The 13,072-nt window shown below is 40.5% G+C and carries 16 protein-coding genes and 2 pseudogenes; 3 read left to right on the top strand and 15 right to left on the bottom strand.

The features are described 5' to 3' along the window. Positions 1–250: 250 nt before the first annotated feature. The 4 genes from MTF70_RS23965 to MTF70_RS23940 all read right to left on the bottom strand — a co-directional run bounded on the left by MTF70_RS23965 (position 251) and on the right by MTF70_RS23940 (position 2,266). The gene (locus MTF70_RS23965; RefSeq protein ID WP_080996695.1) at positions 251–676 is read right to left on the bottom strand and encodes a hypothetical protein; all 426 of its coding nucleotides are present in this window, start codon (positions 674–676) and stop codon (positions 251–253) included. A 142-nt stretch (positions 677–818) separates the two neighbouring features. Next, positions 819–1,196, bottom strand: coding sequence for a hypothetical protein (locus MTF70_RS23955; protein ID WP_025769001.1), 378 nt, complete (start codon positions 1,194–1,196; stop codon positions 819–821). A 152-nt stretch (positions 1,197–1,348) separates the two neighbouring features. Next, a complete protein-coding gene (locus MTF70_RS23945) occupies positions 1,349–1,750 on the bottom strand; it encodes an HIT family protein (RefSeq protein ID WP_025769002.1) in 402 nt (133 codons plus the stop codon). A gap of 327 nt (positions 1,751–2,077) precedes the next feature. Next, on the bottom strand, positions 2,078–2,266 hold the full coding sequence (locus MTF70_RS23940) for a hypothetical protein (RefSeq protein WP_025630558.1): 189 nt from the start codon (positions 2,264–2,266) through the stop codon (positions 2,078–2,080). A gap of 670 nt (positions 2,267–2,936) precedes the next feature. Here MTF70_RS23940 and MTF70_RS23930 point away from each other — a divergent pair. Continuing rightward, a pseudogene (locus MTF70_RS23930) lies at positions 2,937–3,107 on the top strand (DUF1289 domain-containing protein); the annotation flags it as partial. Further along, positions 3,108–3,662 (top strand): SH3 domain-containing protein, encoded by a 555-nt coding sequence (locus MTF70_RS24475; RefSeq protein ID WP_306301150.1) that lies wholly within the window; start codon positions 3,108–3,110, stop codon positions 3,660–3,662. It begins immediately after the preceding pseudogene. Between the two features lie 634 nt (positions 3,663–4,296). Here the strand turns inward: MTF70_RS24475 and MTF70_RS23915 are convergent. From MTF70_RS23915 to MTF70_RS23885, 5 genes are all read right to left on the bottom strand, one after another. Continuing rightward, entirely contained in the window at positions 4,297–4,695 is a 399-nt protein-coding gene (locus MTF70_RS23915) for a DUF6232 family protein (RefSeq protein ID WP_025539256.1), read from the bottom strand. 193 nt (positions 4,696–4,888) lie between these two features. Next, positions 4,889–5,221 carry a hypothetical protein gene (locus MTF70_RS23905; RefSeq protein WP_205461639.1) on the bottom strand — a complete coding sequence of 111 codons (333 nt, stop codon included), beginning with the start codon at positions 5,219–5,221 and terminating at the stop codon, positions 4,889–4,891. Positions 5,222–5,453: 232 nt separating this feature from the next. Continuing rightward, the gene (locus MTF70_RS23900) at positions 5,454–5,873 is read right to left on the bottom strand and encodes a hypothetical protein (protein WP_064354050.1); all 420 of its coding nucleotides are present in this window, start codon (positions 5,871–5,873) and stop codon (positions 5,454–5,456) included. A gap of 147 nt (positions 5,874–6,020) precedes the next feature. After that, positions 6,021–6,437 (bottom strand): GNAT family N-acetyltransferase, encoded by a 417-nt coding sequence (locus tag MTF70_RS23895; RefSeq protein WP_171345181.1) that lies wholly within the window; start codon positions 6,435–6,437, stop codon positions 6,021–6,023. 135 nt (positions 6,438–6,572) lie between these two features. Then, positions 6,573–7,103, bottom strand: coding sequence for a hypothetical protein (locus MTF70_RS23885; protein ID WP_054702813.1), 531 nt, complete (start codon positions 7,101–7,103; stop codon positions 6,573–6,575). A 246-nt stretch (positions 7,104–7,349) separates the two neighbouring features. Here MTF70_RS23885 and MTF70_RS23880 point away from each other — a divergent pair, with 246 nt between their 5' ends. Beyond that, complete coding sequence (locus MTF70_RS23880) at positions 7,350–7,631, top strand: hypothetical protein (RefSeq protein WP_045392079.1); 282 nt, start codon at positions 7,350–7,352, stop codon at positions 7,629–7,631. A gap of 247 nt (positions 7,632–7,878) precedes the next feature. Here MTF70_RS23880 and MTF70_RS23875 read toward each other — a convergent pair. The 6 genes and pseudogenes from MTF70_RS23875 to MTF70_RS23830 all read right to left on the bottom strand — a co-directional run. Continuing rightward, positions 7,879–8,067, bottom strand: a pseudogene (locus MTF70_RS23875) (VOC family protein); the annotation flags it as partial. A gap of 696 nt (positions 8,068–8,763) precedes the next feature. After that, the gene (locus MTF70_RS23865) at positions 8,764–9,456 is read right to left on the bottom strand and encodes a hypothetical protein (protein ID WP_025769004.1); all 693 of its coding nucleotides are present in this window, start codon (positions 9,454–9,456) and stop codon (positions 8,764–8,766) included. Between the two features lie 106 nt (positions 9,457–9,562). Further along, on the bottom strand, positions 9,563–10,321 hold the full coding sequence (locus MTF70_RS23860) for an RES family NAD+ phosphorylase (RefSeq protein WP_025769005.1): 759 nt from the start codon (positions 10,319–10,321) through the stop codon (positions 9,563–9,565). Between the two features lie 164 nt (positions 10,322–10,485). Further along, the gene (locus MTF70_RS23855; RefSeq protein WP_225509855.1) at positions 10,486–10,860 is read right to left on the bottom strand and encodes a GFA family protein; all 375 of its coding nucleotides are present in this window, start codon (positions 10,858–10,860) and stop codon (positions 10,486–10,488) included. A 219-nt stretch (positions 10,861–11,079) separates the two neighbouring features. Continuing rightward, the gene (locus MTF70_RS23845; protein WP_025769006.1) at positions 11,080–11,409 is read right to left on the bottom strand and encodes a hypothetical protein; all 330 of its coding nucleotides are present in this window, start codon (positions 11,407–11,409) and stop codon (positions 11,080–11,082) included. 600 nt (positions 11,410–12,009) lie between these two features. Continuing rightward, positions 12,010–12,306 carry a hypothetical protein gene (locus tag MTF70_RS23830; protein ID WP_025769007.1) on the bottom strand — a complete coding sequence of 99 codons (297 nt, stop codon included), beginning with the start codon at positions 12,304–12,306 and terminating at the stop codon, positions 12,010–12,012. Positions 12,307–13,072: the final 766 nt, after the last annotated feature.

The following is a 13,072-nucleotide window of genomic DNA, read 5'->3' as shown; positions in this document are numbered from 1 at the left end:
GTACCAAACAAACTACTGCCAAATTTTTAGGTCAGAAACATGATTTTGACTGCTAGCTTTTTCTGGCGACTAACGCCGCATTAAGGTGTGAGCAACGCTGCCACCTACACTAAACCGTTGCGCCGTAAACACGAAACCCAACCTTGAACTGAAAATGCCAAGCGTTGAGAATCACGCTTAAATGCTTTGTTATGTTTGTTGAATTAGCAGCCGCATTATCTATTAGAAACGACATCTTATTTTTAGTTTCTTACCACTCACAGTAGTTTTTAGAATTAGGCTTGTCCGGATCAAGAATTTGAACACAGAAGTTGTTTGACAGTTTATATTCACCGATAGCTGCTCTTACAGCATCCGATGTAACAGCAGATGAAAAATCAAACAAAAATGGTAAAATATCTCTACTTTTATCCCATTCTTTAGACAAATCTTCCGCAACATCTAAACCCAAATTCCAATGCCCTTCATTCATGCTGGAAAAATCATATAACTTCCATGCTGCAATATCATCCAATGATGCGGAATCTCCAGATTCATAGAAAGAAACTTCTATCTTAGAGTGCCACGGAAACACCCCAATATCGATCAGATCAATTTCTTTATCTGACAACCTTTCAAGGTTTGAACGAAAATATTCGAGAAGGGCTTTCTCTATTTTTTTTATACAATATTCCATTTTTTCCTCGGAGAACATAACGCCCTGTTAAGGGGTGAGCAACGCAATACCAAAGTTGCCGCATACCACCTTAATCACTAAAACCAACGCATAGTGAAAATGCCACGCGTTGCGAATCCCTCTTGAACAGTTTGTTATGTGCTTACTCCAGCAACCCTAGAGACAACAACGACACAACAACATCCATTTGGCTATTATGCACTTTAGACTCGGAGCCACATGACTGAACCCAGAGTTTTTTGATGTTATTTTGCATGCTTGGATTTTCGTTTAGCAGCCTAACTGCCTCTAAAGCATATTGTTTATTTAAAACTGATTTTGTATAGCTTCCTTTGGGCACGCCAACGACAAAGCCACTTTCGGCTAAACCTAGAAAAGCGTTTTTTGGACACTCTTTTTTGATGGAAGTAGCATTGTCCTTGAACTCTTTTTCTGCAGCTGTATTCCAAGCTTCAACTGGACAGACTCCAGTTTGAGCGATGTGAGTAGCTGCTACAGCAACATCACCATATTTGTTCATTTGAACTCCTGCACATAACGCCTTGTTAAGGTGTGAGGCACGCAATACCGAAGCCTCCGCATAACGCCTTAACCACTAAAACCAACGCATAGTAAAAATGCCACGCGTGCCGAATCACTCTTGAACAATTTGTTAGCATACTTTTTCAATGCTCATAGATCATTAAGTGATTCTCTTAGTTTATCCATAGTTTGAATTCCAAGCTCACTACTAACCCAACCGTACTGGTCGCCATGAAACCTAGGGAAAATATGCAAATGGTAGTGATCGAGCTCGTTAAAATGAGGAGTCTCTCCATTGTTTTGCATAAAGCCGATACCATCAGGATTGAACTTAGCTTCTATACGTTTATATAAATCTCTTGCAACGTCGGTGATCTCAAAAAATACAGACTCAGGCAGGTCAATGAAAGTACGGTATTGAGTCTTAGGACAAATTAAAATATGCCCAAAGTTGATTGGATCATGGTCTGCAAAAGCTATAACTTGGTCAGATTCGTACACGATGACCGAGTCAATTTCACGATTAACAATTTGTTCGACTATCGTAGCCATCTGAACTCCTATCAAAGTATGCTAACGCCGCGTTAAGGGGTGAACAACGCTATACCACCCAACTTAAACCATTATGCCATATACACAAAAGCCAAACTTTGAACCAAAACTGCCAAGCGTTGAGAATCCCTCTTGAACGCTTTGTTATGTTTGTTATAACGACTTCACCCGCTCTATTACTTTGTCATATTCATCACGGTGTTTTGAACTGTGCAGGCACTCCTCTTTGGTACTAAAAACAGATCTGTTAGTAACGAAAACACAACGCCAATTAAAACAGCTCTCTGCGCTTTTGAAACTCTATCACGCTGCTATTGCGAATACATCTTAAACGCTTTGTTCTGCTTTATTTTTCTTGTTGATCGCATCAATGATGCCAGCAGCAATAACAAACAAAGTACCATTCAAGAATATCAGTAAACCAACAGTTTCATGAATCGAGCTTTTAGCCCCAGAAAAAACAACAAAGCCCAAAAAGTAAAGTAAAACGCCAACAGCAAAGAATAAAATTTGCATGATAAAGATCCTTATAATTTCAATTAAAAACATAACGCCGCATTAAGGGGCAGCAACGCGCTACCGCCAAACTTCAATTTAACACCGTAAACGCAGATGCCAAGATTTAAATTAAACTCGCCACGCGTTGACTGTCCCTCTTGAATGCTTTGTTAGTTGCCAAGCCTAACGCTTTGATTTGAAGTTAATTGCCGCTTTGCCAACACGAACTTTACGTGTTTTGGCAAACTTAAATCAGGCGCAGTTTCAAAGCGACTGTCACTGAAACCACTTGGAACACAAAACGCCGTAGAAAGCGGACTGACAAAACCTAAGAGCTCTTTTGGAAAGACAATGCTACAGAGCGAGCTTTCAACAAGTAAATCGGCTTCTGAAACAGAAACCCCAAACCACACAAGAAACTAAAACACGATTTTGACAAACCCAAATCGCTAGAAATTGAAATACGGCAACCTAGCCAACAATACACGGACATTAACCCTAAATATTCTGCATTAGCTGAGTTTTCCTCGTTGGTAACTAACGCCGCATTAAGGTGTGAGCGACGCTTGGCTATACTTGAGCGAAGCGAAAATGCCAAGCGTTGCGAATCACTCTTAAATGCTTTGTTAGCAGTAATTTTTGCGTTTAGAATACTAAACTAATGGAGTATAAATTTTAAGGTAAATAAATGGAACAATTGGAGTTCTTCAGCGTACCAAGTCCTTGCGTGGGTGTATGTACTATCGATGCAGAAGGCTACTGCCAAGGCTGTATGCGCAAACGAGAAGAACGTTTTAATTGGTTGAGCATGACTCCAGCGCAACAACTTCATGTAATAAAACTCTGTCGCCAAAGATACATGAGTAAAATGAGGTCTAGAGGACAAACTCAAGACCTATTCGACAAAGTCAAAGAGCATCTCGACAGCAATAACTTACAGCTTGATTTCAATATTAGACATGAAATCGAAGTGAAAGTATTTCAGCAAAATGACCTTGATAGCCTATCTGACAAAGCAATCAGAGCTTTATTTAAGATTCTTGAGATCATAGTATTACCTTTTATTCTATCGTGCTTAGCGACTCTATACATGGAGCAGTCAGATAAAATCCGAACCGTCTTTCAGGGTCTTACATCTACCAAAGAAGTAAAACATGAGATCAGAAATAATACATTTGATAATTCATTTCAAAACTATCGAATAGTTATCGCAACCAAACTAAATCTGAGAGAACACCCCACAACTAAGAGTGCCGTAATGGGGACATTGCCTCTTGGCGATGTGTTAGAAACTTTGGACGCTGAAGACCGACACTGGCTCTATGTCCGAGTAGAATTAGATGGTGAGATAGTCACGGGTTGGGTATATCGCCGTTACACTAAGCGACTAAAGACGCATGGAAGTGCCAGATGATTACTGCTAACGCCGCATTAAGGGGTGAACAAAGCATTCCACCCAAGCTAAACCATTGTGCCGTAAACACTAAAGCAAATTAAAACCAAAACTGCCAAGCGTTGTGAATCCCTCTTAAATGCTTTGTTATAACTCAGTTTCGTCAATGTACTCTATCTGCTTACTCACAGAAACTGCTAAAGCTATTGCGAAAATAATGGCAATAAAGACTCTAAGAAATGTAGATGGAATGAGAGATTGTGTAGAAATGACAAATGGGCCAGCAAAACCGCCGGATATAGCTCCTAGATAAGTTCGCCTCTTACTCCATTTCATCAGCGAACCACATTCAATACAACGATACTTCGTCCAATGAGAACTAAAGAAAAACCAGCTAAGTGCAACATTTTTCCGGCACTTGGGACATTGTCTAGACTTCATAATAGCCTCGTAAAATTAAACCACGGCTGATATGAAACTACCCGGCTAAAGAAACATCAAATATACTGGCTAAACTTTCGAGCAAGTTCATGAGTTATAACGCCTTGTTAAGGTGTGAGGCATGCAATACCGAAGGTTCCGCATAACACCTTAACCACTAAAACCAACGCATAGTAAAAATGCCACGCGTGCCGAATCACTCTTGAACAATTTGTTATACGAATTTCTTCAGTGCCAACACTTGCTGTTCAAATAACTCACAATCTGACTTTGAGTATGACTTAGCGACATTAACCCATTGAACGCCCGTTTCATCTATGTGACGAAACTCGACTTGAAGTGCATATTTAGAACAACGAAAAAGAGCAAAAACCAAACCTACAACCGTCAGACTAAGAACTAAAACTAGTAGCCATTGTGGCACCTCTTCCAACCTTGGAATAACTAACCAAACTGCCCCTGAAAAAACACATACCCAGAATAAAACTTGACCTAAATTATCAAGAAAACTTAACTTTTTAACCCTAACATTGTTTATCTTAGACAAAGGATATGAGTCTTTCTTAAACCTGAACTCTTTTGAATCCAAGTTAAAATCATTACTTTTGTACATAATTTCCCTCTATTCGTATAACGCCTTGTTAAGGTGTGAGGCACGCAATACCTAAGCCTCCGCATACCACCTTAACCACTAAAACTGACGCATAGCAAAAATGCCAAGCGTGCCGAATCACTCTTGAACAATTTGTTAGGCGAGAAATTATCAAGAATTATGTGGAAGGGAGAACTAGTTCTCCCTTGAGATACTAATAATCAAGAAGCATGTCATCTCCAATGCCTGCGTCAGGTTCTGAAGACGGATTAGTAGGTAGTTTAGGTTGATTAGCTGCAATATTATTATGAGCGTTATTAATTACTTCCATATCTCCGTTTGGAAGACATGGATGAGTTTGATTCAAATCTCCAAACTTAGTGAGACTAAGCACGTCCATCTCACTCAGAGTGCACTCCCTTTTTTGACGTTTACATGCGACTTGGATTGTTTCGAGTATATACGCAGGCGAGTGCCCCCTTTCATGTAATGTCATCACGTTGCTCATACTTTTTAAAGTATTGAGTTCCTTTTGGGAAACTGTCATTGCTCTCTCCTCTTGTGGTGTACTCAAAGCTCAAAACTTTGAGCCTCAATTTAGAATAGGAGACTGACGCCATTAGCACAAAATATTGATGCTTTGCACTAAACTTTATCGCCTAACGCCGCATTAAGGTGTGAACAACGCGTCCACTGAACTAAACAACACCACCGTAAACACCGAACTCAACGATGAAATGGAAAATGCCAAGCGTTGAGAATCACTCTTAAATGCTTTGTTATACAAATATTGCCCACTTCGCATGTAATACCCCACACGTGAACAAAATCAGTGAACTTACAAACCCCAACAAACTAGCAATAAGGGAGTAAATCCAACGGTTGCTCATCTGAAGATAATCTCCAGGCTCCATAACAAACTCTCTTGATTCATGTAGCTGCAACTGCGAAGCAAATTGAAGAGATAACACCCTTAGCGCGTAGCAAATGACAGCAACAACCATTCCAGATACAAAGAGTGTCATAGCTGTACCGAACAAACTCCAATCAGAAAACTTATCTTGCTTATCAATCGCACCACCAAGAAACGTCATAAGCCCAGCTGCGGCTGCACCATTCAAAGTGAATGCCCATTTTATCGTGGTGTCCAAGCCCAATTGGATACTCTTAAAATATTCTAGTTTATGCTCTATTGACATATTTCCCTCATTTGTATAACGCCGCGTTAAGTGGTGAACAACGACAACCACCAAACCTAAATCATTGTGCCGTAAACACTAAATTCAAAGCAAACCGAAAATGCCAAGCGTTGTGAATCCGTCTTGAACGCTTTGTTAGCCATACTCTCACCGCAATTTTTTGACCAAGTAATGTACGGCTGTAGATACTGGGTAGTTTTCTAACGTCATTTGGCACGAATAGCCATTCTTTTCATAAAATGGACGAGCTTGAAAGCTGAATGTCTCGACCTGTGCATATTGGCAACCTTGTGACGCGGCATGTTCTTCAAGTTGCTTGAGTAGATGTGTTCCCATGTTGCTTCCACGCAACGACTCTGCGACCCACAACAACTTAACATGGAGCCAATTACCCCAAATTTCTGCGGTAATACCTGCTATTTTGTCTTGTTCATCGTTGTAAACATAGATTGCTACTGGATGCTCAACTACGCCTTCGAGGTGCTCATCATTGTATTTTCTAAGATGTGAGCGGATTTCCTCAATGTCGCTAATTTTCGGGTTCGAATCTAACTCAATTTTCATAGTTATTCCTTGTATGGCTAACGCCCTGTTAAGGTGTGAGCAACGCAATACCAATGCTCCCGCATACCACCTTAACCACTAAAACTAACGCATAGTAAAAATGCCACGCGTTGCGAATCACTCTTAAACAGTTTGTTATGTGTTGGCTAAATTGACAGAAAGACTATTCTCACTATGATCAATTTTTAGCTTAACATTCTTCCCGCTTGCCACGCTTAAGAAGACATTGAGAACATTAACCAATTGAATGTAATACAGTTCTTTCTTACTGTCATAGTCAGAAACAAAATAGAACCCCACACAGAAGCTCTCATCAGGCACAAATGGCGAAAAGTGAACGCTATGAACAAATTGGTGGCACATTTTCTTTAGGCTAAACAGCTTAGCAAAGCCCTTGCTGTGATTGTAATTACGAATCCATTTTTCTGATTTAGCTTCTTCGCAAGAAGGATAAGCTGTTAATGTCCAATTCAGGCTGGATACGCGTTGATCCAAATGCCCGCTTTCCTGTAACTTCCGAATAGCGTAAAACCCAACAAATATCGATTTTTCAACCTCATATTCTAGCCGTTCACTCCACTCTCCAGAGCGATAAAGTCCCTCTAGAAAATGTGCTGAGGCTTTAAGTTCATCCAGCCAATATTGCTTTAGACGTGCATCAATCATTATTACCTCGTAAACACATAACGCCCTGCTAAGGGGTGAGCAACGCAATACAAAAGCCGCCGCAAACCACCTAAATCACTAAAATCAACGCATAGTAAAAATGCCACGCGTTGCGAATCCCTCTTGAGCAGTTTGTTAGTCGCGAGGCACCGAGCGACAATTTTAAGCCGAACCAAACTTTGCAAACAACAAACTTTATGTGCTTTGATGCACTTAAATCAGGCGTAGTTTCAAAGCGGCTAGTCAATGAAACCACTTGGAACAAACAACGCCGCAGAAAACGGACTGACAACACCAAAAAACGCTTTTGGAAAACCAATCTCACAGTGCGGACTTTCAACAAAGTCACTGAAACCACGTGGAACTTACCACACCAGAGAAAACGTCTTTTCAGCGAGTAAATTTGCTTTTGAACCAACAAACTCACCGAGCAGATTTGCAGCCAAAAACAAATTATCGATTGCCCTGCTCTGTCAGCACCAAAGAACAAAGCAACCGCTAGAGCACTTGCAAAACGTTGGACTTTAAACAGCTGAAACTGAGTTTTGACCATCGATGATAAATCTGTGTATCAAACAAACAGCTGCCAAATTTTGAGCTCAGAAACATGATTTTGATTGCTAGCTTTTTCTGGCGACTAACGCCGCGTTAAGGGGCAGCAACGCAATACCACAAACTTCAATTTACCACCGAAAACACAGACGCCAAGATTTGAACCAAATTCGCCACGCGTTGACTGTCCCTCTTGAACGCTTTGTTATATGCGTACTCGAAGCTACAAAGTAACTGCTTCAATTTTGTTTCCATCCAAGTCTCTAACAAATGCCGCATAGTAGCTTTCACCATATTCTGGCCTTAGACCAGGCTTTCCTTCACAAGTGCCACCCAATTCGAGTGCAGTAGTATAAAAGAGGTCGACGGACTCCTTTGATGGAGCATTGAAAGCTATATGTGCGCCATTACTCGGATTGGCTACTCTTTCGCATAACTCGCTAATATTGGGGCCAAATCAGGGTTGGCCTCTATCACTTCCATGTCAATTTTCCTCATAAGCACATAACGCCCTGTTAAGGGGTGAACAACGCTACCACCCCAGCCTAACCATTGTGCCGTAAACACTAAAGCTAATTCAAACCAAAACCGCCAAGCGTTGTGAATCCCTCTTGAACAGTTTGTTAGTTGCCAAGGCTAAGGCTTTAACTTGAAGTTGATTGCAGCTTTGCCAACACTAGATTTACGTGTTTTGAACAACTCAAATCAGGCGCAGTTTCAAAACGCCTGTCACTGAAACCACTTGGAATTTACAACGCCGTAGAAAACAGGCTTTGAACACCAAACAAACCTTTTGGAACGACAATGCAGCAGAGCAGGCTTTCAACTAATAAAGCGGCTTCTGAAGCAGAAAACCAAACCAAGAAAGAAACCAAAGCACGATTTTCGCAAACCCAAACAACTAGAAATTGAAATACGAAAACCTAGCCAAAAACACATGGACATTAGCCCTAAACATTCTGCTTTAAGTACATTTTTCCTCGTTGGCAACTAACGCCCAATTAAGGTGTGAGCCACGCTACCACTGCACTCAAATTGGACACCGTAAACACCAAACTTAACCCAAACCAAAAATGCCAAGCGTGGGGAATCACTCTTAAATTGTTTGTTAAGTGTTTTGTACCCATGTTCTTGATTTAGTTACTTCCCATTCGGTCTTTAGAATGTTCTGCAGTTCAGTCAATATTGCATCAATCGACTCATCTGTAACTTGTGAAGGATTATTGTATAACGCTAATCGCATTTGATTTAGCAATATCAAGAGATTCTCAGTCTGGGAGTCGCTTGGTTTAAACAATAATACTATTTTCGAATACAGTTGATAAAACTCTGCTCGGGATTCTATATATTTTGACTCATACTTATCGCACGCATCTAGATGATTCTGATTGCCTGATGGTGTACCAGACATATGCACGGAATGTTCAAACTCACGTTGCTTTAACGTGTAATACACTTTGCATTGATGGAGTACTTTAGATAGTTCAGAACTGGTGCCTCTAACTTCTTGAATCCATTGATGACGGAACTCTGATATTTTGTTTTGATGTTCAGCGTCTTTAGCTTCATTTGCCAATATGGTTTGCTTTTCTAAAGTAGCTTGAGATAGCCTATTTTGAGATTCAACAGATTTTCTATTGCTGCGGTATGTCACTGTCGCAGCACAAACTACAACGCAAATGGTTACCAAAAATGGAATATTAGAAAACATAATATCCATAAAGTCTTTTGACGACTGTACTAACTCAATTGGTATAGTACTTTCGGCTTTAATCAGTACATCAGAATCTATTTTTGCCACTATATTCTCCTAAACACTTAACGCCGCATTAAGGTGTGAGCGACGCTTGGCTATACTTGAGCGAAGCGAAAACGCCAAGCGTTGCGAATCACTCTTGAATGCTTTGTTATGTGTCTTTGATAAAATATGGATTGTCAATTTCATTGAAACTGAACTCAACCTTCTTTGCTTCAAACACGGAGCAATTCACTAGTTTGGCAGATTCCAGATCAAACAAAGCTATATTGTACCCATCAGATAGAGAGCTTTTGTAGGCCAACCCATCGTAACCTAACGATTTAAACAACTCTGCTATCATTTGAGTTGGAGCATAATCGGACCTAAGGTCATTATTCAGTGTTGGTTGGGAAAAAGCATTATCAATAAATGCCCAAACATTTTTTATCACATCCTCGGCTGGAGGCTCTTGAAAAAAGAAATGTGTAGCCTCACCATGATGTATTGAACAGTCAACAATTTTAAGCTCTTTTATTGTTTCAAATTGCCCCGCAGAAATAATAGAACCTAGCCAAGGGCGGACCTCAGACATTGCCGTGTTTGCCGTTGTTGCAAGATATAGACACGGAATACCCTTAGAATTCGCTCGACCTTCTGACGCACTATCGACTAAAGGTTTCATTCTTGTAGGAGAAAACGCCGAAGGCTTTTCTGCTACAACTTCATCACCTTCCCTGATCTCTTCCCAATCATGACCGTTTTGAGCACGCCATAAAACAGTTCCCTTTTCAAGCACCTTAGCTCGACTTCCACAAGTATCAGCCACTGCATCGAGGAAAGCTTTAGAATCATCATCTAAAATATATCGGGACTTATGTTTTACTGTATGGCTAAACTCCAGAAAGGCACGCCAAGACTTAAAGCTCATATTTTCTCCTTGAATACTCGGGGGCTTGCACACATAACGCCGCATTAAGGGGTGAACAACGCATTCCACCCAAACTAAACCATTGTGCCGTAAACACTAAATTTAGTTCAAACCAAAACTGCCAAGCGTTGTGAATCCCTCTTGAATGCTTTGTTATGCGTGCGTTACCTGCATATTTTTAACCAATCTTTCTCAGTTGGCATCGTATCAAATTTCGGTATACCGTCATTTATAAAACCCACGTCCCAGCTAGCGTGAGAGCCAACATAAACATGAGCAGAAACTTTTGTATCCACGGGCTCGGACAGCAGACCTGCTGGCACCCAATATGAATCACCGCTTGAGCTAATATTCGGTACTGGGCTACCGCATTGACAGCAAAACTCAGATTTAAAACCTGAGTTCGTAGAAAATGACCTAATTTGATGTTCGCCGGAACGCCACTTAAAATTTGATGCTTCAACTATCAACGCTGAATTTGATGAAGAACCCGATACCTTGCGACACAAAGAACAATGGCATTGATAGATGGGTGGCAATTCGCCTGACAACTCAAACGAAACCTCTCCACACAAACAGTTTCCTTTCAAATTTAATTCTTCCTTGTTAATTAGTGCGCATAACGCCCTGTTAAGGGGTGAACAACGCAATACCGATGCCGCCGCATACCACCTTAATCACTTAAACCAACGCATAGTGAAAATGCCACGCGTTGTGAATCCCTCTTGAACAGTTTGTTATATGCGTACTGGCACCGATCACCACACATGCAACTTAAAGTAAATCAAGAAAGATGCTATGAGAATAAGACCACACCAAGCGAAAAATACGAAGGCTTTCGCCTCAGTTTCTGCTTCTTCCATATCTGGAAGTAAAGCCATGAAATAGCATCCGATTGGAACTAATTCGTACATTTTACCTGCATATTGGTTATTCATGCCTAAGAAAGGTGGAACATACAAATACAGAGCTGAATAGCTGACAAAAAAGATAGTAACTAAAATTCTGTTCCAACCTATCTCTTCGCCTTCTTGGTACAGCTTAAATAACAGGTAGATAGCACCCAATATTGCTAGTATCAAAAACATCCTGTTCAGAAATCCCTAAAGCATATAACGCCGCATTAAGGGGTGAACAACGCCACCACCCAACCTAAGCTATTGTGCCGTAAGCACTAAAGCTGATTCAAACCAAAACTGCCAAGCGTTGTGAATCCCTCTTGAATGCTTTGTTAGTTGCCAGACCTAACGCTTTCATTTGAAGTGGATTGCCGCTTTGCCAACACTAGTTTTACGTGTTTTAAGAAACTTAAATCAGGCGCAGTTTGAAAACGACTGTCACTGAAACCACTTGGAACACACAACGCCGTAGAAAGCGGACTATCAAACCTAAGAGCTCTTTTGGAAAAACAATGCTATAGAGCTAGCCTTCAACAAGTAAATCGGCTTCTGAAACAGAAAACCCAAATCACTAGAAATTGAAATACGAAAATCTAGCAAAAAACACACAGACATTAACCCTAAATATTCTGCTTTAAGTGGCGTTTTTTTCCGTTGGCAACTAACGCCCTGTTAAGGTGTGAGCAACGCAATACAAAAGCCTCCGCAAACCACCTTAAACACTAAGCGCAACGCATAGTAAAAATGCCACGCGTTGCGAATCACTCTTAAACAGTTTGTTATGCAGCTTTAGCAATTAAGTTCTTGCTGTCTCATACGAATACTCTTATCTCGTGTTTTCAAGTGAATTTTAAATACTTGCTCTTTAGAGAGAGTTATAGCATTTGCTTTTTTTACTCTTTCCAGCTCAGATTTAAATAATTCAGGATTATTATTTAATTCATTTAGTAAAGAGTTTGCTTGAGCCTGAGTGAGAGGAGAACTCCATCGCTCTCCTGATTCATCTATTACAGCCCATGCCTCTTCAGCATTAATACCCAAACTGTTAAGTTCTTCTTTTGTTACCTTTATTATTTTAAATCCCATAGCATTACAACCTTAATATGAAGATTTTCTAAAATACATTATTAGTACAACAACGCAATCATTATCACTTAGAATATTTCTAGGCAAAGAGAAATGTTCTCTTGTCTGCATAACGCCGCATTAAGGGGTGAACAACGCCACCACCCAACCTAAGCTATTGTGCCGTAAGCACTAAAGCTGATTCAAACCAAAACTGCCAAGCGTTGTGAATCCCTCTTGAATGCTTTGTTAGTTGCCAGACCTAACGCTTTCATTTGAAGTGGATTGCCGCTTTGCCAACACTAGTTTTACGTGTTTTAAGAAACTTAAATCAGGCGCAGTTTGAAAACGACTGTCACTGAAACCACTTGGAACACACAACGCCGTAGAAAGCGGACTATCAAACCTAAGAGCTCTTTTGGAAAAACAATGCTATAGAGCTAGCCTTCAACAAGTAAATCGGCTTCTGAAACAGAAAACCCAAATCACTAGAAATTGAAATACGAAAATCTAGCAAAAAACACACAGACATTAACCCTAAATATTCTGCTTTAAGTGGCGTTTTTTTCCGTTGGCAACTAACGCCCTGCTAAGGGGTGAGCAACGCAATACCGAAGCCGCCGCAGACCACCTTAATCACTTAATTCAACGCATAGTGAAAATGCCACGCGTTGCGAATCCCTCTTGAGCAGTTTGTTAGTCGCGAGGCACCAAGCGGCAATTTTAAGCCAAACTAAACTTTGCGAACAACAAACTTTATGTGCTTTGATGCATTTAAGTCAGGCGT

This window comes from Vibrio sp. 2CM40D (assembly GCF_023161825.1).
GTDB lineage: Bacteria > Pseudomonadota > Gammaproteobacteria > Enterobacterales > Vibrionaceae > Vibrio > Vibrio alginolyticus.
The sequence above is the reverse complement of the archived record's forward strand: the minus strand, read 5'-3'. Positions and strand labels throughout refer to the sequence as shown.